Origin of the sequence: Endozoicomonas sp. ALB032, from assembly GCF_049310125.1 — a bacterium.
Lineage (GTDB): Bacteria > Pseudomonadota > Gammaproteobacteria > Pseudomonadales > Endozoicomonadaceae > Endozoicomonas_A.
This window is the reverse complement of record NZ_JBLYNW010000001.1, coordinates 6,934,159-6,960,547: the sequence shown is the minus strand read 5'-3', so window position 1 is coordinate 6,960,547 and position 26,389 is coordinate 6,934,159. Positions and strand designations below refer to the sequence as shown.

Annotated in this window: 15 protein-coding genes and 1 tRNA gene (1 of these 16 cut by a window edge); 9 read left to right on the top strand and 7 right to left on the bottom strand. The window is 49.5% G+C overall.

Going from position 1 to position 26,389, the window contains the following annotated elements; genetic code table 11:
- Positions 1-13 precede the first annotated feature (13 nt).
- Positions 14-712, top strand: a complete 699-nt coding sequence (locus ACO6VG_RS25225) for a hypothetical protein (protein ID WP_422138683.1) — start codon at positions 14-16, stop codon at positions 710-712.
- Between the two features lie 500 nt (positions 713-1,212).
- Complete coding sequence (locus ACO6VG_RS25220) at positions 1,213-2,223, top strand: hypothetical protein (RefSeq protein WP_422134839.1); 1,011 nt, start codon at positions 1,213-1,215, stop codon at positions 2,221-2,223.
- A 40-nt stretch (positions 2,224-2,263) separates the two neighbouring features.
- Here ACO6VG_RS25220 and hemH read toward each other — a convergent pair whose 3' ends face one another.
- The 4 genes from hemH to hemA form a co-directional block, all read right to left on the bottom strand.
- The gene (gene hemH / locus ACO6VG_RS25215) at positions 2,264-3,286 is read right to left on the bottom strand and encodes a ferrochelatase (protein ID WP_422134838.1); all 1,023 of its coding nucleotides are present in this window, start codon (positions 3,284-3,286) and stop codon (positions 2,264-2,266) included.
- A gap of 155 nt (positions 3,287-3,441) precedes the next feature.
- Complete coding sequence (gene prmC / locus ACO6VG_RS25210) at positions 3,442-4,311, bottom strand: peptide chain release factor N(5)-glutamine methyltransferase (RefSeq protein WP_422134837.1); 870 nt, start codon at positions 4,309-4,311, stop codon at positions 3,442-3,444.
- Positions 4,304-5,395 (bottom strand): peptide chain release factor 1, encoded by a 1,092-nt coding sequence (prfA, locus tag ACO6VG_RS25205; protein ID WP_422134836.1) that lies wholly within the window; start codon positions 5,393-5,395, stop codon positions 4,304-4,306. Before prfA ends, prmC begins: the two co-directional genes overlap by 8 nt.
- A 98-nt stretch (positions 5,396-5,493) precedes the next feature.
- Positions 5,494-6,780 carry a glutamyl-tRNA reductase gene (gene hemA, locus ACO6VG_RS25200; RefSeq protein WP_422134835.1) on the bottom strand — a complete coding sequence of 429 codons (1,287 nt, stop codon included), beginning with the start codon at positions 6,778-6,780 and terminating at the stop codon, positions 5,494-5,496.
- A 749-nt stretch (positions 6,781-7,529) separates the two neighbouring features.
- Between hemA and ACO6VG_RS25195 the strand changes: the two genes are divergently transcribed.
- From ACO6VG_RS25195 to ACO6VG_RS25175, 5 genes are all read left to right on the top strand, one after another.
- Complete coding sequence (locus ACO6VG_RS25195; protein WP_422134834.1) at positions 7,530-9,302, top strand: tetratricopeptide repeat protein; 1,773 nt, start codon at positions 7,530-7,532, stop codon at positions 9,300-9,302.
- Positions 9,303-9,370: 68 nt separating this feature from the next.
- Positions 9,371-10,018 (top strand): lipoprotein insertase outer membrane protein LolB, encoded by a 648-nt coding sequence (gene lolB / locus ACO6VG_RS25190; protein WP_422134833.1) that lies wholly within the window; start codon positions 9,371-9,373, stop codon positions 10,016-10,018.
- An 81-nt stretch (positions 10,019-10,099) separates the two neighbouring features.
- Positions 10,100-10,984, top strand: coding sequence for a 4-(cytidine 5'-diphospho)-2-C-methyl-D-erythritol kinase (gene ispE / locus ACO6VG_RS25185; RefSeq protein ID WP_422138680.1), 885 nt, complete (start codon positions 10,100-10,102; stop codon positions 10,982-10,984).
- A 40-nt stretch (positions 10,985-11,024) separates the two neighbouring features.
- A tRNA-Gln gene (locus tag ACO6VG_RS25180) sits at positions 11,025-11,099 on the top strand.
- A gap of 219 nt (positions 11,100-11,318) precedes the next feature.
- Positions 11,319-12,260 carry a ribose-phosphate pyrophosphokinase gene (locus tag ACO6VG_RS25175; RefSeq protein ID WP_317145524.1) on the top strand — a complete coding sequence of 314 codons (942 nt, stop codon included), beginning with the start codon at positions 11,319-11,321 and terminating at the stop codon, positions 12,258-12,260.
- Positions 12,261-12,331: 71 nt separating this feature from the next.
- Here the strand turns inward: ACO6VG_RS25175 and ACO6VG_RS25170 are convergent, their stop codons facing one another.
- Both ACO6VG_RS25170 and ACO6VG_RS25165 read right to left on the bottom strand, forming a co-directional pair.
- Complete coding sequence (locus ACO6VG_RS25170; protein WP_422138679.1) at positions 12,332-13,756, bottom strand: HlyD family type I secretion periplasmic adaptor subunit; 1,425 nt, start codon at positions 13,754-13,756, stop codon at positions 12,332-12,334.
- A gap of 4 nt (positions 13,757-13,760) precedes the next feature.
- Complete coding sequence (locus ACO6VG_RS25165) at positions 13,761-15,908, bottom strand: type I secretion system permease/ATPase (protein WP_422134830.1); 2,148 nt, start codon at positions 15,906-15,908, stop codon at positions 13,761-13,763.
- A gap of 250 nt (positions 15,909-16,158) precedes the next feature.
- On the opposite strand from ACO6VG_RS25165, the gene ACO6VG_RS25160 reads away from it, so the two are divergent.
- Positions 16,159-17,547, top strand: a complete 1,389-nt coding sequence (locus ACO6VG_RS25160; protein WP_422409683.1) for a hypothetical protein — start codon at positions 16,159-16,161, stop codon at positions 17,545-17,547.
- A 213-nt stretch (positions 17,548-17,760) separates the two neighbouring features.
- Here the strand turns inward: ACO6VG_RS25160 and ACO6VG_RS25155 are convergent, their stop codons facing one another.
- Positions 17,761-19,818 (bottom strand): hypothetical protein, encoded by a 2,058-nt coding sequence (locus ACO6VG_RS25155; protein WP_422476175.1) that lies wholly within the window; start codon positions 19,816-19,818, stop codon positions 17,761-17,763.
- Between the two features lie 282 nt (positions 19,819-20,100).
- On the opposite strand from ACO6VG_RS25155, the gene ACO6VG_RS25150 reads away from it, so the two are divergent.
- Positions 20,101-26,389: the 5' portion of an anthrax toxin-like adenylyl cyclase domain-containing protein gene (locus tag ACO6VG_RS25150; RefSeq protein ID WP_422476173.1), read on the top strand. Its footprint extends 23,603 nt past the window's final position; the window shows 6,289 of its 29,892 coding nt (coding positions 1-6,289); the start codon lies at positions 20,101-20,103; the stop codon falls past the right edge of the window.

The window sequence follows — 26,389 nt, the reverse complement described above, 5'->3', positions numbered from 1 at the left end:
TGGAGAACAGATTATGTATACATTTGGTTCTGATAACGGCGCTGGCCAAACAGCGCCCCCGCTCCGTCAAGAAACTGCTGCCACTGACCAGCCGCCCAGCTATGAGAGCACGGTGCAAGCCATTAATGCAGAACAGGCACAGTTTCATTCTCGCATGGTAGCCCTTCAAGAGCAGACTGTCAGGCTGATCACAACTCAGTCGGAGGAGCACCAGTGTCGGCCAGAGCTATTTGCCAGACAACTGGCTAACTTTTTGATAGAGCGTTTTGGTTTGACAGATACGCGACTTTCACCAGCTGCCAGTGTTACCAGTAGCGCTGATAGCACCCTTCAAAACCCTACCGAACCGGATCTATGGGACTGGGATGCCTGGCAAGCAGAGCTGTATAGCCTCCCTTACTACAATCGCAATGACGAGGAAATATATTTAGTTGAAAAGGAAGAAATTCTGGGGGATGTTGAAATCAAACTCGATGTTTATTTACGTAAACCGGAGCTGTTAAATCACTTTAAACTTCTACCTTCAGTCAAAAAGAGTGTTGGCGCCTGGAATCTTTCAGTTATGAATAGTTTTTTGCAAATGAAAAATGTGATCCGTGATAAATGCTTACCACTGACACCCATCATTAAGGACTGCATCAGTAGTGGCCTGTTTCCGAGAGCATTCATTGATAAATTGCACAAAATGGCAATCCCGGGCAGCGCCAGTTAGCAAAATCGTCGTAAACCCTCGCCCAATCGAGGGTGTCGCAAAAGGTCAATTAAAACGCTTCAAGCTTCAAACCGTCATCTCCGCGAAGGCGGAGATCCACTGTTCGTGGTGGGTTCCCGCCTGCGCGGGAACGACGATCTTGATATATCCTGCTGACCATACCCTTTTGCGACACTCTCAATCGGGCGGGGATATAAGACGGGAACGCAGAGCGTTCCGCTTGCGTGTTTGTACGTAGCTGGCTATATTCTCTGTCGGTCTGTCCCTATGCAGGGACTCACGGTGACGAAAACCAAGCACTGTTAAAAAAAAATCCATAGCAGAGTTAACTGCTTGTTGGGCTAGAAGACTTTCGAAAGTCGTTATTGCAACGCATCGACTGGAACCGTATAGATACTCAACAAATCAAACAAAAGACCAACAAAATAACCGAGGGGCACCCGGTTACTGCTGATGGAGGCTTCTGTGTAAGTCCAGTCGCTATAGGCTGGCTGTAGCCCGTGAAGTCAGAAGCCTCGCCTGACAAGGCGGGGAGTGTCACCAAAGCAGAAAAACTCTCATGCATCTGTCGGCAAACGCCAAAGTCATTGGCTACCCAAGGCTGTTTTCTGGATTTTTTGGGTACACAGGCTACTCTGATCAGTCCAAATGAAATGATCACTTGTTGTGGGGCTGACTTAGTGCACAATTTATTTTTTGTCATAGCGATGTTTTTTTTATCAACTGAAGTAAAAACGAAAGAAATAAACAAAGCAGAGGGTTGCTACAGTGTTTTTGCTGTTCAATTGATAAGTGCATTGGCTGAAGCTCCACTGTCTTTAGCTTTTTATACCAGTCCGTCAGAATACGTGCACAAAATAAAGCTTACCGCATCTAAGGGTGTTGTTTATGAACAAGATATTGGAATTAATGATTTAGAATCCATCAGGAGATATATTACCCGAGATAGACATGGTGCGATTGTATATGCGGCCAATGCACCTGAAAAATTTATGGGTTGTTTACGGCCAGAGCCTGTTGAATTAAAGAGCATAATTGACGAATTCGATATGAGTGAAGGCCTTTATCTTTTTCGAGGTGGTCTCCTTAGTTGTATTTCGCTGGCTGCATCATTAAGTGAACGTGTGTCGGTCTATAACGAGTTTGGAGCTGATCATCTAAAATCAAATGAAAATGAGTTTATTATCATCTCTCTGGCTGCAATGTTACTTTATCAGGGAACAAAAAACAGACTGTTTTATATTTTTTCAGACAGTAATGCTCTGGCATCTTTCCTATCCGTTACTGTTAGATATTATGGGAATCAGAGTAAACAATTAGACATAAGCGATATCTCAAAAATGGTGATATTAGCTATGCCTGTTATTGTTGGAAGCTCATATGCAGGAATCAAGCATAATAACTATGTTCTAAAAACAATAATTCTTCTAACGCCGGTAATCATTGATCGCATTCTCAGTTGGCCAGTTCTATTGTATAACATATGGCAAAAACCAGATGCCGCGCAGTAGGCGCAGGCACCTGAGAAAGCGTGTCGGGCTCATCCCGTGATCAATTATGGAGCGGTTTCTCTAGCCATTGACTGACCAGCTTCGTCCAGGCAGGGTGGCTGTTCAGGCAGGGAATGAGTTCCAGGGATACACCGCCAGCTGCAATAAAGTCCTCTTTCGCTTCCATGCCAATCTCTTCAAGGGTTTCCAGACAGTCAGCCACGAATGCCGGGCAGATGACCAGAACCTTTTTGATGCCCTGTTCTGCCAGTGATTTAATGGTACTGCTGGTGGCCGGTTCCAACCATTTGTCCCGCCCCAGTTTTGATTGGAAGGCGACGGAGTATTTGTCCACCGGGATGTCGGCTTTCTCGACAAAGCAGGCGGTGGTTCTGTAAACCTGATGTCGATAGCAGGTAAGGTGAGCAGGTGATGCTTTCTGACAACAGTCCTCGGATTTCAGGCAGTGGGAACCTGTGCAGTCATCCTTACGGATGTGTCTTTCCGGAACACCGTGATAACTGAACACAATGTGATCATAATCTTTTTCCAGATACTCTTTTGCACTTTCTACCAGTGCCTCAATGTAGGCATCGTGATTATAAAACACGGGGTGAACTTTCAATGTCACCGGCAGTTTGTAGTCTTTGATGATTTCTTCAGCTTTCTCTACCACTGTCTTGACGGTTGACATGGCGTAGTGAGGGTAGAGAGGGAACAGCAGAACTTCCTTGATCTCCGGCTTGCTGGCCAGTCTGACCAGAGCGCTCTCCATGTCTGGCCTGCCATAACGCATGGCTAACTCTACTGGCATGGAAGTGAGCTTCTGGACTTCTTCATGAAGGTCTTTACTGTTGCTGATTAGAGGTGAGCCCTTCTCAGTCCAGACAGAGGCGTAGGCTCTGGCGGATTGAGCCGGTCTTTTGGGCAGGACAAACAGACTGACAATCATGCGTCTTACGAGCCAGGGCATATCGATGACATTAGCATCCATCAGAAATTCATTCAGATAGTGTCGTACATCTTGTTCATGCGGACTATCGGGCGAACCCAGATTAACCAGCAATGCTCCGGTATTTTCCATCCCTACTTCCTGCCTACCTTGTGAAATCTTTGATTGTCAGATGCGAAAAATATCCTCTATCGCACACGACTGTTTAAGGGTTTACTGCTTCAGCTAAGAGCAGAGGAGTATAACCAAACGTAAGCATAGGGGAAATGCAGCTATCAGGCTCCGGTTCAGGCGGTTTTTTGCGCCAGGGTGACACGGTCCTGACCAGACAGGTCTTGTTGTGTGCTAATGGCGGTAAAGCCATTGGACTCCAGAATGATCCGGATATCACTGCCCTGATCATAGCCGTGCTCAAACAACAACCAGCCACCCGGTTTCAGCTTCCCGAAGGCTTGTCGGCTGATGGTGCGTATATCATCAAGACCGTCTTTGCCTGCAGTCAATGCTGATCGGGGTTCAAACTGTACATCCCCCTGAGCAAGGTGCTCATCGTCTTCACGAATGTACGGCGGGTTGCTGACAATCATGTCCAATGGGTCGGATAAGGGTGAGCACCAGTCACCTTCTACAAAGGTTACATTGCCTATCTGGTTCAGGGCGGCATTTTCTTTGGCGATGGCGACTGGCCCGGACAGTCTGTCAACGCCAATCACTTGCCAGTGTGGCCTCTCGATAGCCATTGCCAGAGCAATGGCACCGCTGCCTGTGCCAAGGTCGGCAACGGTTGCCTGGTCCGAAACGGGCATAGACAAGGCGAGCTCAACCAGCCTTTCAGTGTCGGGTCTGGGAATCAGTACGGAGGGTGAAACGTTAAGCTTCAGACTCCAGAACTCTTTCTCACCCGTTATATAAGCGACAGGGGTTCCCAGTATCCGTTGTGCCAGCATGGACTCAAACTGTTCAGCCTGTTCGGGCGTCAGCTCTCTTTCGGGCCAGGTGAAAAGGTAGCTGTATGGTTTGCCCAATACATGGCAGAGCAGAACTTCGGCATCAAGACGGGCCGTGTCGCTTTGTTCTTTTCTGGCTGTATGACTATCAGTGAGGCGTTGAGTGGCCTCACTGAGGGTCTGATCAATCCTGCTCATTAGTCTACTCATCGGACAATCCTGTCAACAGGTCCGCCTGATGTTGCTGAAGGAGGGGGTTAATCACAGGGTCGAGGTCGCCCTCGATAATTTCTGGCAATTTATAAAGTGTCAGGTTGATGCGATGATCAGTGACCCGCCCCTGAGGGTAGTTATAGGTTCTGATACGTTCGGAGCGATCGCCACTGCCCACCAGACTTTTACGGGTTTCGCTGATCTCTTTGGCGGCAGCCATCTCCTGAGCATCCTGTAGTTTTGCAGAAAGCAGAGCCATGGCCTTGGCCCGGTTCTTGTGTTGTGAACGTTCGTCCTGACATTCAACCACAATACCGGTAGGCAGGTGGGTCAGTCGAATGGCCGAGTCGGTGGTGTTTACATGCTGACCACCGGCACCCGATGAACGGTAGGTGTCGACTCTAAGATCTTCCTTTTTGATCTCGATGGCTTCCTGCTCATCAGGTTCTGCCATGATGGCGACAGTACAGGCTGATGTGTGTATACGCCCCTGGGATTCTGTTTCAGGCACACGCTGGACCCGATGGGCACCGGATTCAAACTTCAGATGACCAAAAACATTATTGCCGACCACGCGGGAAATAATCTCCTTATAGCCACCGTGTTCACCGTCATTGGCACTGATGACTTCGATTTTCCAGCCACGTTTTTCAGCGAAGCGGGAATACATCCGGAACAGGTCTCCCGCGAAAATAGCAGCCTCGTCACCACCAGTACCGGCACGAATTTCCAGGAAAGTATTGTTGTTGTCCCTGGGGTCTTTGGGTAAGAGCAGTAGTTGCAGCTCCTGAGCCAGGGCTGGCAGCTTTTCTTCGCAGCTCTGAATCTCTTCCTCAGCCAGATCAGCCATTTCCGGGTCGTCTTTCATGGCCCGGGCGTCTTCCAGATCTCTCTGAATCTGGTCGTAATCCCGGTAGGCATTGACGACGGGTTCAAGTTCAGCGTATTCCTTGGAGAGTCTGCGGAACTGGTCCTGGTTACCGATGACTTGTGGGTCACTCAGTAAAGCACCGAGTTCCTCAAAGCGTTCCAGCAGGTTTTCAAGCTTGGCGCTCAGACTGTCCAGATTGGGATCTTTCATTTGGATTTAATCAATGCTTGTTTCAGGTGTGAACCTGATGGGTTATACAGGTATCCGGTGGCTTCTGGCTGAATTTCAGCCGGTAATGGCTGGCACAGCTAGGAGTGGCTCGGCTCTTTAGCGCGGTCTTCATAACGGCGATGAATGCCCAGCAGTTCTTCAGCCCATTCCAGTCGGTTGTTCTGACCTTCTGCAGCGGCTTTTTTCAATTGCACGCTGGGGGTATGCATGAGCTTGTTGGTCAGTGAACGTGCAAATTGAGTCAGAACCTGTTCCGCCGGAACACCATTGGCCAGAGAAAGCATGGCTTTTTCAAGCTCAAAATCTCTGAGTTCCTCGGTATTTTTTCGATAGCTCCTCAGCACATTCACTGCATCCAGTGAGCGCAGTTGGCTCATGAACTCAAAAGCACCGGTTTCGATCAGCAGCTCAGCTTCTTTTGCAGCATCCTGTCGCTGTTGCATATTGTCCTGAATAACGTCATGCAGGTCGTCGACGGTATACAGGAAGATGTCTGGTAGCTCAGTGACCTCGGGTTCGATATCCCGGGGAACAGCGATATCCACCATAAATATGGGGCGGTGTTTGCGTTTTTTAATCGCTCTTTCAACACTGCCTTTACCCAGAACGGGAACCGGGCTGGCCGTTGAGGAGACGACAATATCAGCGGCTGGCAACAAGTGAGGAATATCTGAAAGCAGGGCCGGCTTGCCGTCAAATTTGTCGGCCAGCAGTTTCGCCCGGCTCATGGTCCGGTTAGCGACAAAGATGTCTTTGAGGCCTTGTTGATGAAGGTGTCTGGCCACCAGTTCAATGGTTTCACCGGCACCAATCAGTAAAGCGGTGTTTTCAGAAAGGTCGGCAAAGATCTGCCTGGCCAGTGTCGTGGCTGCATAAGCGATGGAAACAGGCTGTCTACCAATAGCGGTATTGGTTCGAACTTGTTTGGCGGTAGTAAAGCAGTACTGGAACAGTCTGGAAAGCAGCGAGCCAATAGTACCGGCTTCCTGGGCCTGGGCGTAGGCTGACTTCAGCTGACCGAGAATCTGGGGTTCACCGAGAACCATGGAGTCAAGGCCGCATGCCACTCTCATTATATGGCGAACAGCGGCTTTATCGTGATGAATATAACTGTGCTCGCTAAGCAGCTTCTGATCCAGGTTGTGATACCCTGTCAACCATTCAAGCGCTCTGTGATAATCGGCGTTGCTGGCACAGTAAAGTTCTGTCCGGTTACAGGTGGACAGAATGGCCACTTCATTGGTGTGCATGAAATGACGGGCATCCTGTAGCGCCTCGGGCAGTTGCTCAGGTGAAAAAGCAACCTGCTCCCTGAGTGCGATGGGTGCAGTTCTGTGATTGATACCGGCGGTAAGATACCCCATAAAGTCCTGTTGCCTTTTCTTACGCTCTAGCCAGCCACAAGTAACCCACTGGCGAGGTACTCAGGGCTGTCTTTTTACTCTGGAGGTTCATTTATCTAATCCAGTCTCCGTGCCTTTTGACGAAAGATTGGGCTGTCTATTTGAGAGCCACTGCTATTATTGACCGTACAGTATTCTACAACACTGGACAGCAGACTGATGCCTGTGCCCTTAATTATGTTGCCCGAAGCAGATCGAAACTTCTGTTCCAGACATTCGGGTAACTGGTTTGACTTTTTGTCTGTCCATGGTTGTCTCAATACAAGTTGTTTCAATGGAAGCTGAGGGAATCCCTGTCATGCCAGGCAGATTTTTAACACCTGATAATTCGCAGTTTGTTGTCAGATCTTCGTTCAGTGCGAGGCCCCGGTGCTGTTTAAGTACTACAGTCAGCAAACAGTGATACGCTCAGGTCAGCGAAGAATCTTGATCTTCACTCTGTTTTAACAGCACCTTCTTTCGTTATGGACATTCTGGCCGATCAATTCTCCTATGGAACGGCAACAACTGCAAACCCGGATGTATCCAGTCATACCCATAGAAAAAGAGAAATATTTTGTCCGGCCTTTCTTTGCAGGCTCTGTAGTAAAATGTTTTTCACAATAATTTGCGTATGTCATGATAAAGAAGGCCACAGTTCAAAGCTGATCCATCCGGGACTGCAGAGTTCAGTGCAGAAATTATTTCCAACGGGTAAAGGCATACCATTCATGAAGAAACTTAATAGTTTCTCTATAGTGCTGACAGCCATGCTGGTATCAGGTTGTTCTTCAGTTCAATATTCATGGCAGCCCGGGGCGGCTGAATCGGTTCCTGCCCAGGTCAGTCACGAGCCGCAAGAGCCGGTAGCTTCTTTTGAACCTGATACCCTTTACGATCTGCTCGTGGCCGAATTGGGCGGGCAGCGTAAGCGTTATGATCTGGCGCTGGGATATTATCTCAAACAGGCTCATAAGACGCAGGACAAGGGGGTTGCCAAACGGGCCTATCAAATCAGTCAGGTGGTTGGGGCTCGCCAGGCATCTCTGGATGCGGCGTTACTCTGGGCCAAGCTGGATGATAAAAATGCTGCCGCATTGCAAGCTGGTGCTATTGAACTGATCAGGGCGGGTCAACTGGATCGAGCCGTTGAGCAGATGAGAGACGTTCTGGCTTTGGAAGGTGAGGCTAATTTTGATTTCCTCGCAGCCAGTGCCCTGGAGCTTCCTGAAGATGAAAGGGTGCAATTGCTGAGCACCTTTGACAGCATTCTTAAGGATTATCCCGGTCATCGGTCGCTGAAGCTGGGTAAGGCCATTTTGTTGCTTCAGGATAATCAGTTGCAAGCAGCGATCAAGATCTGTGATCAGCTTCTTGCTAAGGAGCCGGACTACGTCAAGGCTATCATACTCAAGGGTCGCATCCTCAATAAGATGGACAAAGGTGATGAGGCTGAGAAAATGCTGGCTGATGCCGTCAAAAAGTATCCGGATATTCCTCGTCTGCGTCTGATTTATGCCAGTGTACTGGTGCATCTGGATAAGCTTGGCGAGGCTCGCGAACAGTTTCAGGTGCTCCTGAATCAGTCACCCTTCGATGTTGAGATGTTGTTGTCTCTGGCTCTGATTTCACTTGAGAGCGGGATGGTGGCAGAGTCTGAAAGCTATTTTAAACAGCTATTGGCTCTGGGACAGAGAAAAAGTACCGCTCATTATTATCTGGGATGGATATCAGAACAGAAAGGGCATTATGAACAGGCCCGGAAGTCTTTTCTGAACGTGATGCCAGGTAAGGAGTTCATGATGTCACGGGTCGCGCTTATCCAGATGCTGCTCAAGCAGGGTAAAATGGCAGAGGCCCGACAGCAATTGGAAGAAGACCGCAACCGATTCCCGGTACATGCTGTTCAGCTTTATTTGCTCGAGACAGAAATTCTGGTGAATGCCGGAGAACTTGACGATGCTCTGAAGCTGTTTTCAGGCGCCGTATTGCGCTACCCCGAGAATGTTAACCTGCTCTATGGTCGGGCCATGGTGTTTGAGAAAATGGGAAGAATCAAGGATCTTGAGTCAGATCTGCGTGCCATTATCAAGTTTCAGCCCGAAAATGCGGCCGCTCTGAATGCGCTTGGCTACACCCTGGCGGATCGTACTGATCGCTTTGAAGAGGCAAGAGAGTTGATCGAGAAGGCTTATGTCCTGGATGAAGATGATCCTGCCATTATGGACAGCATGGGTTGGGTACAATATCGTCTGGGTAACTATCAGGCTGCTCTTGTTTATCTCAAAAACGCCTATGATAAGTATCCCGATCATGAGGTAGCGGCTCATCTGGGCGAGGTGCTTTGGGCCCTTGGGCGGAAAGAAGATGCACGAGCTTTGTGGGACGAGGCTTTGCAGATGACTCCGGACAGTGACGTTCTGAAAGAGACCCGAGAGCGATTGGAAAAGCAGCATAAAGAGGCCGATGCTTTAGCGGACCCCAAGGTTTCCATCGTCAAGTAAGCCTGCTGGATTATCTATCATAACGGGCCTGGCGGCCCGTTCACTCAACGCAAAAACTGGCAAGTTGTATGCAGATACCGTTTTCAACTTCATACCTGACTGACTCTTCATTAACAACAAAACTGTCTATTCTTGTGATTTTTGCCCTGCTTCTCTCTGGTTGCGCCACGGCTCCCAAACCGGAAAAAGGGCTTTCAGAAGCTCAGCGTCAGTCATTGTGGAAAGCTCATCAACAGCAGCTCTCAGAACTGGATTATTGGCACTTGACAGGGCGACTGGGGTTGAGAGTCCCTGGAGACTCCGGAACCTTATCTCTGGAATGGCAACAGAGTAAAGAGAACTATCTTATCTATCTGGATGGTCCCCTGGGACAGACAGTGGCAAAAATTAATGGTCAACCGGGCTCAGTAGAACTGGAAGCCTCAGGTAAGCGTTATCCAGGCCAGAGTCCTGAGAAATTGCTGTTTGAGCTGACCGGTTGGGATTTACCTGTCAGTCTGCTGCGATATTGGGTCATGGGGCTGCCCAGTCCTGATACCAGAGCCACTATCCGGTTAAATAATCAGGGTTATCCTGTGCTGATTACACAGCAGGGGTGGCAGGTTGAATATTTGCAGTACGAGGACTTCTCCGGAATAACCTTGCCTGTCAGGATAAAAGTCCGACAGGGTGAGGTGCAGGCAACTCTGTTTGCCAGAAGATGGCAGCTAAAATAGGCTTTCATCTTTAATTTCTCTTCTGCTATCGGGCAGAAGTTGCTTGATAGTTCATGATCGCAATTTCAGGATGGTTCGTTGATGTCGTCTTCAACTCTGGTTTTGCCTGCTCCGGCCAAGCTAAATCTTTTCTTGCACATAATCGGACGTCGAGAAGATGGTTATCATCAGCTCCAGACCGTTTTCCAGTTTTTGGATTTTGCCGATGAGCTGACCTTCGAAAATCATGACGAGTTATTACTGGATTGTAACCTTCCAGAGCTGGTCGCTGATGACAATCTCGTTCTCAAGGCTGCCCGTCTTTTACAAACTCATACAGGCTGTGAAAAAGGCGTCAGAATTACGCTCCTTAAACGTCTGCCCATGGGCGGTGGAATTGGGGGCGGCAGCTCCGATGCGGCTACAACACTCCATGGTCTGAATCTATTGTGGGGGTTGGGACTGGACGAAGACACACTGGCAGAGCTGGGACTGAAATTGGGAGCTGATGTTCCGGTATTTGTTCGGGGTCATGCTGCTTTTGCTGAGGGGGTTGGCGAGAAGCTTACTCCTGTCAGTCCTGAGGAGAATTGGTACCTGGTTCTCAAACCTGACTGCCATGTCAACACTACCGAAATGTTCCGTCATCAGGAATTGACAAGAGATACTCGTCCCATTAAAGTTTCCGCCGCATTGAACCGGCTGCATGGAAATGAGCTGACCAATGACTTTCAGCCATTGGTTCGAAGGCTTTATCCGGAAGTTGATAAATGTTTAGTGCTGTTGGATAATTCCGGAAATTCGAGCGTGGGGCAGGCCATGATGAGCGGTTCGGGTGCCTGTGTGTTTATGCCGTTTGCCAGTCGTAAAGAGGCGGAAGCGACTCTGGCAGAAATCGACTCTGACGTTGATGGTTTCGTTGCCAGTGGTGTCAATACATCTCCGCTTCACAACTCGATCAGTCAACTGCGATCATGTGTGAATTAAACTCCATTATCCCGCTTACAGTGACTGTAAATTATGTTACTGGGGTGTCGCCAAGCGGTAAGGCAGCAGGTTTTGATCCTGCCATGCGGGGGTTCGAATCCCTCCACCCCAGCCACTGTTTAGAATCCTATCTTACAGATAGCTCTCTCCACTGTTTTATGAGACGTAACGCTCAGGACAAAACATTCACCTTCGAAACATTCGATGGTAATGGTTCCAATCCAGGCAGACAAAAACAGGATGTGACGCTCATTGCTGTCGGCGATGAGCGGTCAGCTCCTTTGGTGAAGAGCTACATCCACCCACGACTACGACCAGAGCAAGGTATTTATCCGTGTCCAAAATGATGGTGTTTGCCGGCAACTCAAATCCGGAGCTGGTGCACAAGGTTGTCAATCACCTGCATATTCCCCTGGGCAAGGCCTATGTTGGCCGTTTCAGTGACGGCGAAATTGCAGTAGAAATTCAGGAAAACGTCCGTGGTCGTGATGTTTTTATCATCCAGTCCACCTGCGCCCCTACCAACGACAACCTGATGGAGTTGTTGGTTATGGCAGACGCCATGCGTCGCTCCTCTGCGGTTCGCATCACAGCGGTGCTGCCTTACTTTGGTTACGCTCGTCAGGATCGTCGTCCGCGCTCTTCCCGTGTACCAATCAGTGCCAAAGTCGTCGCTGACATGATTGCCGGAGTGGGTGTGGATCGTGTCCTGACAGTCGACCTGCACGCTGACCAGATTCAGGGCTTCTTCGACATTCCTGTGGACAACGTTTACGGTTCTCCTATTCTGCTGGATGATATGGAGCGTCAGGGTTACGAGAACCTGATGGTGGTATCACCCGATCACGGTGGTGTAGTTCGTGCCCGTGCTGTGGCCAAGCGCCTGAATACCGATCTGGCGATCATCGACAAGCGTCGCCCTGAAGCCAATAAATCTGAAGTAATGAACATTATCGGTGATGTTAGCGGCCGTACCTCTGTGCTGGTCGATGATATGGTCGACACGGCCGGTACCCTGTGCGCTGCTGCAGCTGCGCTGAAGTCCAAAGGCGCTACCAAGGTGATTGCCTACTGTACTCATCCTGTTCTGTCTGGCCGTGCTCTGGAAAATGTGGCTAACTCCGAGCTGGACGAACTGGTAGTGACCAACACGATTCCTCTGAGCCCCGCTGCCCAGGCTTTGGGTCGGATTCGCCAGCTGGATATGTCGCCTCTGCTGGCTGAGTCTGTTCGCAGAATCAGTAACGCTGAATCCATCAGTGCGATGTTCCAGTAATTTCAGGGAATTGGCAAAAGCGCAGTAAGCCCTCGCCCAGGTGAGGGTATCGCAAGGCTCTAGCAGCCAGTTCAACGGACATTCAGTGCTTCGTCACGGTAGCGCAAGAATGGTTCCAGAAAAAATGCCAGCAGTCGGCGTCTACCGGTTTTCACCTCGGCAGAGACCATCATATCTACATGCAAAGGTTCATTCTGACCGTTAACATTGACAAATTGCTGGTTCAATCGGATGTATACCGGATACATCAATCCCTGCTCGCCCTGGTTCCGGGCATCTTTGGAAACCAGCTCAACTACGCCGTGTAAATAGCCAAAAAATGTATAGGGAAACGTTTCTATTTTGATATCGGCCGCCATCTGCGCCTTCACAAAACCGATGTCCTTGTTTTCCACCATAACTTCGGCCTGCAGCTCCGCTTTGTCCGGAACCAACGACATCAAAGTCACAGCCGGCTGGATCACCGAGCCGTGACCCAGCGCCGAAAACTGTTGTATCGTACCGTCTTCCGGTGCCCGGATATAACAATTCTGGTTGTGTTCCCTGGCTTTGATAATGCTGTTTTGTAGTTCAGTGATCTTATCACTGAACTCATTAAGTTTTTCCATGCGTTCATGACGAAATGCTTTTTGTCTACTTTCTTTTTCACTGACAAGCGCTGCCAGCTCTGCCTTTGCTTCATTCTGGCGACTCTGTTGGACCTGCAGCTGCTGGCTGGTATCCAGCTGTTTTTCCCTGGTGGCCAGCCACTCCAGTCGTGACACAAGACCTTTGTCTAATAATTGCCGGGTCGCTTTTTCATTTTCCAGATGCAGGGGGTTAAGTATCTGCAGTCGGTCAATTTCGGCCTGAATCGCCATAACCTTTGCCCGACGCTGATCGATTTGCTGCACTACGGATTGATTGCTGCTCTGATAATGCTGGTAGTCATAATCCAGTAACTGTTGCTGGCGAAACCACTGGTCAGGGCTTGGCTTTCCCGAGAGCGGCAGCTTAGCCTGGCTAATCCATTGCTGCAGGTTGGGAGGTGGCGCCAGAGGCGTTTCCGTTGCCGATTCAAGCAACAATTGCAATCGCCTGACATTGAGTTGGTTTTGCAGCAACATGGCTTCAATCTGGCGAATATCAGCTTCTGGCTCGGTGGGGTTCAGCTTGATCAGTAATTGGTTTTTATAAACATGCTCACCTTCTGTGACATAGATGGTATCCACTCGGCCAGCAATCAGTGATTGTACTTCCTTGACCTTGCCCACTGGTATTATTCTGCCGTTGGCGGTGACTTCGGTGTCAATAAAGCTGAACCAGCTCCAGAGCAAAACAAAGGTCAGCAGGGCACAAATCAGCAACATCAGGACATGAGCGAACGGTGACGGTGGTGATTCGAGAATTTCAACAGCGGCCGGCAGAAACTCCAGCTCATCTTTTTTGCGCCTGACCCGAGGATGTTTTTTCTCATGGTGCAGGCTGTCTCTGATCAGCGTGAGAATGCGTCCCAATTGTTTAAACTCTTTGTGTTACATCAATTTGTGAAGACCACAGCTGGGCATAGCGTCCCTGCTGTTGAACCAGCTCATCATGGCTGCCATCTTCTTCAATAACCCCTTTTTCGATCACTATAATCCGATCACAACGACGGATAGTTGAGAGTCGATGGGCGATGATGATGACGGTGCGGCCTTTGCTGATAGCCCGCATGTTGTCCTGAATAATTTTTTCTGACTCATAATCCAGAGCCGATGTCGCTTCATCAAAAATCAGGATATTGGGCTGGGTGGCCAGTGCTCTTGCTATGGCCAGGCGTTGAAGCTGACCGCCGGACAGCCCTGCGCCGCGCTCACCCAGCTCAGAATTGTAGCCATGGGGCATTTCGATAATGAAATCATGAGCTCCGGCCAGTTGGGCTGAAGCGATGACCGACTCCATATCCAGGGTTGGATTCCCAAGAGCAATATTGTCTCGAATGGTGCCATTAAAGAGCACGCTGTCCTGAAGGACGACACCAATCTGGCGTCGGATCCAGGCTGGGTTTAATAGTGAAAGGTTGGCACCATCAATATAAACTTTGCCACTTTCTGGTATGAAGAGCCGCTGGATCAGCTTGGTCAGTGTTGACTTACCAGAGCCTGAACGGCCAGCAATGCCGATCACCTGTCCTGCAGGAATGTCCAGGTCAATGCGGTTCAGTACTGCGGGGTTTGCAGGGCTGTAGCGAAAAACAACATTCTCAAGCCTGATGGCTCCTTTCATTACCGGAGGTGAGGATTGACTTAAATGACTCTGGGGTTCGGTAGGAGCATTGATGATGTCACCGAGGCGGTCGATAGCAATGCGAAATTGCTGAAAGTCCTGCCAGAGCTGGGCTAGCCTCAGGATGGGGGCAGAAATCTGTCCTGAAATCATATTGAAGGCGATCAGTTCGCCTACCGTCATATGCCCGTGAATGACCTCCAGAGATCCTTGCCACATCAACAGAGCGGTGACCAGCTTGCTCACCAGCTGCACCGACTGACTGCCGTACATGCCGGTCACCACCGAGCGAAAAGAAGCCTGAGCAAAACCGGCCAGCTGATGTTCCCAGCGCTGGCGCATCTGGGGTTCGATGGCCATGGATTTAAGGGTCTCTACCCCGGTCAGGGTTTCGGTCAAAAATGCCTGGTTGATGGCACTGCGGTGAAACAATTCCTCGGTTCTCTGGCGCAGGCGGGGAGTAATCAAAATAGAAATGATAATATAGATCGGAATTGAGCCAATCACGATCCAGGCCAGCCGACTGGAATAGAAGAACATGACAACAATAAACAACAGGCTGAAAAACAGGTCTATGACCAGGGTGAGAGCGCTGCTGGTGAGGAAATTACGCACGTTTTCCAGCTCACGCACACGAGCCACAACCTGACCCACTGGTCGACTCTGAAAGAAAGCAACAGGAAGTTTCAGCAGGTGCCGGAATAACCGGGTACCCAGTTCAACATCAACCCGGTTGGTGGTATGTGAAAAAACATAGGTTCTCAAGCCATCCAGCATAACCTCAAACAGGGAAATAGCCAGCAGCGCTACAACCAGTACATTCAGAGTCATTTCTGCCCGGTGAACCAGCACTTTGTCCATCACCACCTGAAAAATAAGCGGTGTCAGCAGGGCGAATAGCTGCATGAAAAAAGAAGCAACCAATATGTCCCTGAACAGTTTTCGAAACTTGACGATAGCCGGTATAAACCAGCTGATATCGAAGTGTTGATTTTTGCCTGGCAGAATACTTCGATCAGTAATTAAAATGGCCTGGCCATGCCAATGACTCCAGAGTTTATCCAAAGAAACTGACTCAGGTCTCATTCCCTCCCGTTGAATCAATGCTTTGCCATCGCTGATGGCGGCAATAATGAAAAACTGCTCGTTTTTGTCTATGGCAATAAACGGGCAGTGTATTTTAGTTAATCGCTGCCGCCTGATTCTGACTTGTCTGGCTCTTAGTTTCAGTTGTTTGAAGGCCCTGAGCATCGTCAGTGGGGTCAGGTCATCTCCCTCGGGGCAGAACTCATGTTTAATGACATTAATGTCAATGGTTTTCTTCAGGTATTGCATCATCAACAAAAAGCAAAACAAGCCACTCCCGGCAGATGGCTCGGTATCGGCATCTATAGAGTCCATTGGCAATATCCTTGATCCTGATTGTGTTGCTAAACGACAGTTCAACCTGAAGATGCAATCCTCTAATACGACAGCTGCTCAGTTGAGTCTCACAGTGTAGACTTCTCCGTTGGTTCCGTTACAAATTTTTTGCAAATCACAAAAAACTGTCTTCAGAGCACAGACTGGCGTTCTTTTGCAGGCAGATTCTCATTTAAGCGTGCTACTTTATCGAATGAGCGTAAATTCCGTCGTTTGAAAGGGTGTCAACTTGAATACTGATATTGTACGTAAAGTTTCTGCCTGCTTTGCGGCTCTCGTGGGCCGCACCTGCTGTACTGTTATTTTTCTTGTTCTTGGGATGCCTTCACTCGGGCTTGGACTGACATTGATTGACAATGTGTTGTTGCGTGAAACCTACCAGTTTGCAAATGAGACCCAATGGTTTGGTGCGCCTGCGGGCATTGCATTATTTGCCAAAAAAAACAATGTGATAGTGGTTGTTATTAATGACAGGGGGCTTTGTCTTGCGTTCCAATGTTCAGAGGATTCTGACCAGTGTGTTGTGCAAACGACGACCCAGATATCACCCAACTCAAGACAACATCGAAGTCTGGTTAAAAATAAAAACTGTTTCTATGTATCCAGCGATTCGGGTCAAGAGGGAGGAAGTATTGGCAGCTTCAGTTGGGAACAGGGGCAGCTGACCACGGGCCCTTTAGTGGCGTTTGCTGGTGTTTCATCTCTAGGGGTGAGCCCGGATGGAAAATGGCTCGCCGCTTGCTCTCTGCTCATGGGTGAGTTGCGGGTTTATCAGCAGGAAAAAAACTGTCAAACGGGATCATTCCAACGCTTTGGTGGACAAAGTCACTATCTTTTTCGCCAGGGCTGCTCCTCTGCCAGTTTCAATAAGGACAGCACGCAATTGTGTGTCAGTTGGGCGTTTGACAACCAGATAGCCTGCTTTGAGCAATTGGCTGAAGACTGGCGGCCTGTCACCATACTGACACCGGCTATTGGTGAGGTTGTTATTGACCAACCTGTAGGGGCTATCTTCGCAGATGCATACTTGTTGCTTATCCATAGGGGTGGAGAGATAGTTTTATGCCCTCCTGAGGTTGTTAATCAATTCACTGACACTGGTCCTGCTCACTATTCCTATCAGGCCCTTGGTTGTCGACTGTATTCCCATCAATGCCAAACCGCTACCGGCAAGCAGGCAACGACCCAACAGGTTTGCTCGTTAAGTGCGTGTGAGAATGCCATTTTTTCATCGGACGGGGAAGGCGTCGAGAATACCATCGAGTCAAGCTGGCCAGACTTGGGAAAACTGGATGAAATCCGGCAATACGACAATAATACTTTTTTGATTGCTGGCGAGCGGGGCTTGCACGTTGTTCGGTTTGACAATGGTAGCCTCTGTTATCAAACAACTCTGACCAGTCGCCAAGGAAGTGACGGTTGGCCAGGAAACCGAATTACCTTTGACTTCAGCAGTGGCCTGCTGGTGTTCGGCAATCGCTTTGATCGTTCCGTCCATCTCCTGAGGATTCATCAAGCGGGTCTGCCCCTTGAATCGTCTTCACCATTACTTGTCGCTTCGATGGTGCCGCTTCTTACCACGTTGTTTAACGCTGTTGCTATTTTGCGATGTTGGTGACTCACTTTCTGTTGCAAAACGATGATGGCTCGTTATCCGTTTTTGTAGGGCGGGGAATACCTCGTATGCCGAACCTGGGATTCCCACATTGCTTATTGACTTAGTCCATAGGTGAGCCAGGATCATCAGTATCACGGCCCCTTTCGATAGAACTGCTTGCAGGGAAATCGCTAAGGGGTTTTTTATTGCCTTAAAATCAGGCACCACATGAGATCAGTGCTCTTTTGTTTTGTTATTTTTGATATCAACACCAAAGTATTTAAAATAAATTTGCAGTCCTCGTTGGTTAGGATATGTGTTTCCAGGACCCTTCGGTATTCTGAGAGCATGATGTGGAATAGTTGGCTCCCCATATCCATATGCGCGATCTACAGAGGCATCTGCAGTGGTCGTATTTGTAGCTTCAGGGTCATCTGCAGTGGTCGTATTTGTAGCTTCAGAGGCATCTGCAGTGGTTGTATTCATAACTTCAAGAGGATCTGCAGAAGTCGTATTCATAACATCAGGGGCATCTGCAGTAGTCGTATCTATAACTTCAGGAGCATCTGCAGTGGTCATATCTATAACTTCAGGGGCAGGCCAAGACAGGGATAAGCTTAAACTGGAGCCTGTATCACCTGGTGCCGGGTGCACCAGCGTTTGGGTTAATCCATTTGATTCAGGATCAAAGTGAACCATTAAACCGGCTGGCGGAGCTGGTTGATCATTGCTTTCAGGGCGATCAGAGATATTTTCTGTGTTATCGTCGGATGGATCTTCTTGATTGAGTTCATAGTTTCTCATCCTTGATCTGTAACATTTAATCAGGCCGTAACCACCCAGGCCTGCTACGCCCAACGCTGGCAACACACCAGCGAACACCCGTTTCAGTAATCGGGAGGTGTAATCAGCTGGTTTTACGCTGACCACTGTTCGTATTTGACTGAACTGCTTGTGTGGGTTAGTTGCTGTTACCGTCAGGGGCCATCTTTCTGAGAGTGCCCAACCTCCGCTCTTTTTACTCAAAGGGGTATCACTCTCTGGGTTGACCACTAAACTTTTGTTTTGCCAAATGAATGGGCAATTGCCTTCATGGCCTTCACAGTCAACCCTGACGATCAATTGAGAATAATTCTCGTTGTCTGACTGATTGGGGTCCGTCACATTCATAAGCCCTACTACGAACTGGTTATTTTCCATATTGGATTCATCGTAGTCATATTCAGGAGGGTCCTGCCATTCTGCGAATAAAGGGGGAGAGATGAGTTTCAGGGTATGGAGGCTACCTCGTCTGCCAATCACGGCTATTTTTCTGCCATCCGGGCTGGAGGCTATGCTGGTGAGTGCCTGAGGCATGTTTCGAAGGCCAATAAGTTGAGCCTCCTGAGTTTCCCACTGATCTTCCTTGTTTAAAACCACCAGATGGACGAACCGGTCGGTAGAGGCAATAAAGGCGGTGATGGAGTCACGGGGTAGTCTGGCAATGGTTACATCGTGCACTCCAAACCAGCTGTCAACTTTCTCAAGATCTTCCGGGTTGGAGACTGATTGCATCAGATGCAATTGTCCCTGGTCGTATCGAAAAATCAGCAGGGTTTGGGTTTCGGCAGCGACTACTGCAAGGAACTGTCCATCCGGTGACAGTGTCATACTAACAATGTCTTTCAGAGCCGGAATGTCTGAAGATGAAGCGAGAGTGCGATTCCGCCATTGATTCTCCTGCCAGTCTTTGTCCACTTTAATCAGCGAGCTCATTATGGCTATACCATTGTTGCCTTCCTGTATGTCATTCAGAGCTGCAATGTATGTCAGGTTTGACTGTGGCACAGGAACCACAGAGCCTGCTTTTTGAGCCAGGTATTCGGCTAACGGCTCGCTGAAGAGAGAGTCTTGCTCGGGAGGTGAAGTGGCAAGAACATCTGACCATTTTTGAACAACGTTAAGGTTATTGAAATCAACTAAAAAGCGAGATCTGGAATCAGTAGCATTATTAACAGTCAGCAGAATATGGGAAGTGTTATAGAACGAAACAGAACCCTCATAGATATTCAAGGTTTCCTCCCTGGCAGCCAGCCCGCTGGAATTCATTAATAGCAGGCGATGTTGCCGGGTTTCTTCCGCTGCAGCGGAGCTGGCAATCCATGCAATAGCAATGAACATAAGAGCAAAGATGGGGAAAGACGCCTTTGTTCTTATATTTTCAGATCTCATAATTAAAAACACTAGAGGGTCAGCGCAGACTTGATTCGTATCGCGGTCTTTTCGATAGATACGACGAGTTCGGTAGTTCATAGGCAATGCCCCCCTTAATCATGTCATCAGCCAGAAAATAAAACACATCGGCTGGCAAATTAAACCCTGTTGTACTGTAATCAATCACCAATAAGGTTGCCGTAATATCCGGATTACATAGCATCAGGCAAAGGTTCCTGGCCCTCGGGAATGATAGCAGAGATTCATATCAACCTGAGTAACTCATAAAAATAAGCCTATTGCCGTATATATTTTGTCTTATTCAGCATGGCAATCCCTATCACGAAAACGTAAAAGGGCTATCGCAAAGGGTTTTCAAAAATGTCTGGTAAGAATGCTAAACGTCCTCAAGTATCAGAGCCTGATTTCAGCCAGTTTCTGGAAATGGCCGACAACGGGCTTTCCCTGGAAGATCGCAAAACGTTTCATTACCGCAAGTTAATGGAGAGTTATAGTGTTTTCGATTCCATCCAGGAGAAAAATTCCGCTAAAGGCTGGCTGGCTGCCAGCCAGATAGAAACCTGGGCGAAGGAGTACCTGCAGCAGGAACCCTTTAAGAAAGACTGGGTAGCCTCAGTGTTATCTCCCGTTCAGGCTTTTCTCAACCGCACCCTTGAAGAACCCCCCAAAACCATTCACCTGTTATTGCTCCAGCCACTGGACAGGGTTGGCCTGGATTATTTGAAAGCCTGGATCAGGGCTAACCCCGATTATCAAATCCATCTCTGGCAGGACTACAGGGTTTCTCTGGCTTCTCTGATGCGAAAATACATCATAGAGTGGGCGCACGCCGATGTTGCCAATGCCCGGGACCTTGAGCCATTTGCCGGACAACTGATCCGTCGAATAATCGATACCCAGCGCCGTGCCGTCAGTCATGTTCTCAATAGTTTCAATAAGGGGGCTTCCATTGACCGGGCAGTGCAGAATTTTCTGGTTTCCTATACCAATGCTTCTGCCAAAGAACTGGCCGCTGAGAAGGCGCGTTTTAATCAGCAGATTCTCTATGCCAGGGAAGAGTTGAGCCGGTTAAGTGACCATGGGAATCAGGCGCACCGGGTTAACGTTCGGGATATTGCGTCACTGTGGCCAGAAGGGAACATTCTGACCAGTGATTACTTCAATGAGCTGCTGCGAGGAAATATTAACGGAGCGGAAAATCTGGCCCGTTTTCAGATCCTGTTCAGTGCGGGTGGCTTTATTGTCAGGCCAGATAGCCTGCCCGGCATCAATCGGGATTGGTTAACGGGGATTGAACTGGATGGCCTGCCAGAGGAAATGCTGGAAGCCGGTATTGTCCAGGCGATTTTGGAGAGCCATCCGGACGACTTCCCTCACCGCCTGGACAAACTCCGGCAACCGCTTCGCAGTGGCTACATTGACAGCCTCAAGCTGCTGGATGATCTCAGGCCGGGGGTTCGTCAGCAACTGCTGGCGGCAGCCAGAGAGACCCGGCAACCCTTTCGGTCAATTAACCAGACGGGTTTGATTCCCGGTACTGTTCAGGCCGGACAATCCCGTGGGCGTCTGTCCGCCAGCATGATGGCCGCCGGTAAGGAGTCGCCTGTCGCACAACGGGTGTTGGCTTTGATGGTAAAAAGGTACCGGTTTTTAGACAATGCCCTGGGGGGAGCTGAACCCTACAACTGGCAGGAGACCCGACGGTTTTATTTCAGCCAGCTGGATGCGGCGAAGGATCAGGGTTTTCCCCTGCATCTGGCCCGCATTGGTACTTACCGGTTGGGACTGCTGCGCGGGGATGAAAGCCTTAACCTGTTTCTCAATGGCGATGAGTTGCTCAGGGAGGCGATGACCGACTATATTCAATCGCTGGGCGAACAGCCCGTGCCCCCGGAGCAGCACCCGATAGGGAAACAGCTGGCCAGCTGGGGGACTTTGTCCACCGAAGAACACCTGGCTCTGGCGGTAGATCCACAGCAAAACAGCCTGTCATTTCATCTTGAAAAGAACAACAGCAAGCTGAAGCAATATGTTCTTCCCCTGGGTCAGGATGACGACATTCAGGCCATCGCCGGATTCCTCCATCGCAGTTACCCTCAGGCGACACAGCGGCTGTCAGCGCTTTCCCCGGATGCTGATCATGCCCTGGATTTTTTTACTGAGCCGCCATCATCTGGGCTGTTGGTTTTGGTTGGCCGATTGACAGCAGATGGTCGTTTATCAGGCTTTTCCGGGTCAGACCTGGCGGCCGGTCTTGCCAGCCAATGGCTGCGTCAGTCAAGCCACCGAATAAAGATCTACTGTCTTGCCGATCCCGCATTGGGTAATGAGCGCATTGTCGGATTTTTCCGGGAGGTGCTGGCCGCCCTGCCAGAAGGGCAGGCGAGATTGAATACTCTGGAAGTGGCACGGGAGCTGACCCAGATTGATGATCTTGGCCAGCCCTGGGTCGCTGCTGTTGATGATCGTGGAAAGTTGCTATGGCAGCAGGGGAATGGACAGCACTGGGCCTGTTACAGAACCCCCGGGGGGCACTGGAAAATCCAGTCCTCAGATTTTGCCCCGGGAGAAACGGAAGTTCTTCCACGCAATGATATTTCCCGAGCCATTGACCTCACCAGAGAGCATTATCGTAAGGTGTTGCGTGAGCTTGGATATGATAATGAAAGCGGTTATGTATTCAGTAAGTTGATAAACAAAGGCAAACTGTCTATTCAGTTGCTGCTGGATACCGTGACGGCAGATCGCAGCAGCCAGTCTGAGTACTTTTTATCATCCAGGGACATTCGCCAGATCGAAAGGGACGTCAATCTGGCATTTACCCAATTGCTTGGTTATTCCGGCTTACCGGATGACATGACTGACCGTTTCACGGTGCTGGTGTCTCTGAGTCCCTGGGTAAAAAATGGACTCTATTTTACCAACGAGGGGGTCAAGCTGGTTCTGGGTGGCAGCTTCCTGGACTCTGATCTTTCCCCGTTTCAGTCCACCGCTCTGGCAGAACTGGCTCCAGCCAGCGACCGGGGTAGCTTGATTCTCCTTCATTATTTGTCCATGGTCATTTATGAGCGACTGCAACCGGAGGCGTTCTGGAAGGATTTCAGCATCTTTCACCGCGATGCAACAGGTTGTCAGCCGCTTGGGGAGTTGACGCCTGCTCCCGACACTATTATGGATGACACTCAGGCTGTGTCGCCGCTGGCACGTCAATCCAGACTCCATTTTGTTACTAAGGATGACACTAAGGCTGTGTCGCCGCTGGCACGCCAATCCAGACTCCATTTTGTTGCGGAGTCACTGGCGGCTCTTATACAAAACCAGATTTTACCTCGGGCTTCATTCTCAGCTCTGAATACGCTGCTTTACCGACAACTCCCCGGCAATGACTTAGCAGGCGATCGTCGTCTTTTTCTGTACCAGGGTTGGAGCCATCGCTTTCAAGTGATTGCCACGGCCATCAAACAGCAACAGGAAATCGCCGATTTACAAATCAGTCAGGCGAAGGCTGAAGGTTGGAATCACAGCGGCGAGCGCGAAGTTCTGGTGAATGCTTCAGGCCAATGGTTTCAGTTGACCCGCACCCGATATTTCACCCTGCTCCAGGATTACCCGACGGGTGCCATCCTTGAATTCTCACGCCATGACCCGATAGCCGAGAGTCTCCGGCAAAGTGACAGACAGCGTCGCGCGCCCCAGGAGCCGGAACCGTCGGAAGTACGTCCGGTCTCCCTGGAGCAGTGGGCGGGAAAGCTGATCCAGGGTGACCAGGCTTTTGCAGCTTCTGGTGTACCGCAAGCCCTTTGGGAAGGATTCAGGGAAATTGCCCGGAAAAACCAGGCACTGATTGCCATCAGGCCCATTAATCCAGATGCCTCCGACCTGCTCAATCATGGTCTGGGTGACGGTATCAAAATTGCCACAAAAGGTTTAAGTGTCAAGGGCAAAAGTGCGGACTGGGGAATACAGGCGGGATTGATTCCCTTCGATTCCGCTTTGTCTAAGGTCTTTGGCAAAGGCGGTCTGGAACATCGGTCGCAGATCGAAAAGGGGGACTACCAGAATGTCCATTCAACCCACTTGCCGGGCATGGCCGCCGTTCAGCTGCAACTGGACTGGAGCGCCATTGAGCGTCGGCTGGAACAGGGCAAGCTGGGTTCGCTGACGCCACTGGAGGATGGCGGTTATCTGGCAACGGTAACTCGTTCCATTGAATCCAGTGATGGCAGAGCCGGTGAGCGCCCGGTGGTGTTTCAGTATCGTTTGACCCGGCAGTCTAATGACCTCTGGAAAGTCGAGTATAAAAGTGAAGACTATGGCATTGGGCATCCGGAATATAATGCTTTCCGTCCCCTGATGGTCATGGCTGAAGTCAATGACGATGGCTCCCGTCGATTGTTTACGGCAGACATTGACCTGTTTGCCCTGTTCAAGCGGTTGGACACATCTTCAAGCGACCTTATGACTGGCGTGAGGGAAGAGGCGGATCGAATTGGGCGGTTATCATCAGCGAACAAGGGCGCGGGTCAGTTTTCCAGCGAACTGGCCAGGGCTCGCTGGCTGTCTGCCTATCGTCGTGTTACCGAAGCATTGGGTACGCGTGAGCGACGCAGGTTTGATCCCGATAAGGGAACCTTGACTCATTTTCAGGAAAACATCATTGACCAGATCAATGAAGCGGCGGCGAAAAAGGGGTTGCCTAAAGTCTGTCACCATGGCACAGAACAGGACAACATCAAATACCCCGAGCGGGATGACAAAATTTTATTTATTGATCCTGAAGGTCGGGTTTATCAAACGGATACCTTTGAACAGGTGTCAAGTATCGAGAAGTACTACGATGTTGTGGATGGCTTCCTGACCTATCGAAATCGTTCATACAAGCGTATTGATGAAACACCAACGGAGATCAGTAACAGGCTGGGAGCCGGCAGCCGGATTAGTTTTCGTGAACGGTTTAGTCTGGCCCCGCTGTTGCAAATCCTTGAGTCGGGACAGCTCAATGAACCTGAGCGCCCAGCTATTCCAGACAAGGCTCCGGTGTTAATCATAGGAGAGGAAGAACTTTCCTATCAGAAGTTTGGTGCAGGTTATCTGACAGAAAAAATTCCGGGAGGACTGGGTATCCTTTTGTATCTGGAAGAGAGATTTGACCTTCCTGCCCGATATATCGCCGTGGAGTTTGATATTGCCGAGTATGACAGGGGGGTTCGAAATAACGATTTTCCCGCTTCACGGCTTCAGGATGATATCAGCAAAGTAACCGACTTGTTTTTGAAAGGGCGGTTAAATGACCAGCTCAGGGAATTGGGCAAAACCGCAAAAAGTATCCGCTATACCAGTGAGGAACAGGTTCGTGTCCTGGTTCATCCGGATAAACCTCTGTTTGAGAGTCATGTCGTTATCCCCGAAGGCGGCAAACCGGTTATTGAAATAGGTACAAAGGGTATTGAGAGCATACCCGATTCAACGCTTCGGGAAGCCGTTTCCGGTTTGTTTGGTTCGGCGCTGTTAAGGTCTATCCAGTTAGCAGGCAAAGATGATCTGGGGCCGGCAGGGAATATCTGGAAATACAGCAATAGCCAGTTAATGAGCCTGGGTCTCTACTATGGGTTGGATGAGAGCTTCAGGCTGGCCCCTCTGTATAATCTTCCCGACGCATCGCTTTATAGTGATTTAGTCGCCAAGGGACCAGACTATATCAGAATCCGGTCCGAACCTCATTCCGATATGTTTCGGGCGGTAAGAGCCGTTTATCAGTCTGGAAGGCTGCATGCAAGGATTGAACACATTCATAAAAATCAGGCTCGGTATTCACCGCTTGAGTTGTCTGATTTTGCCGGAGCGATTTCTGATTACTATGACACCATCAAATCACCGGATGACCAAAAGACATTCAGGCTGGCTCTGGGTGTCTATCGTGTCAGATGGCTGGAATCCCTGGATAAAACCAGAGCTAAATTCAAACGCCTTGACGTTGATGCTAAGCAGGATATTGCCCTCATCAAAAATCGGGCGGTCAGTAAACTGGAAGACGTGGCCGGGAAGTTGCAGCATGATGTGCGTCACTCTCTGATCATTGACCCGGCCCTTCTTGCTGGTCTTCCGGTGTCGTCAATGGAAAAGTACCAGGACGTCATTTTGCGGCAGGCAAAGAAAGAGGTTGATTTAGGCAAAGTCCTCCACAAAAAATCCAACAGGGTAGAGCAGGCCCTGCAGAAGATCTATCAAACGCTTGAGAAAGAGGATGCCATTCATATAGCTCGGGAAAGAATGACCCGGCTGTTATCTGAATACATATTAAAGGACGATAATATTGTACCCAGCCTGATGAAAATAGGGCTTCAGAAAAATACCGTTGGTCTCAAAAAACTCTTCGACACCCTGGTGCTTAAATACGGAAATATCTTCAAAGAAACGCTCGGCTTTACCATGCCATCATTAACCCTTGAAATAGATCTTTCAGGTAATGAGGGCAAAGCAAAACCCGTTTACCATGACGGAAAGATAACCTGGTTTAGCCGCAACAAGGCCAGTAATCAAAAAGAACAGCTGGAGGCTAACAAGGCATTTTTGAATGCCATTGCTGACGGTCTGTCGCAACATGCACAACACACCCTGTCAACTCAATGGCGTGACCAGATCCCGGAAA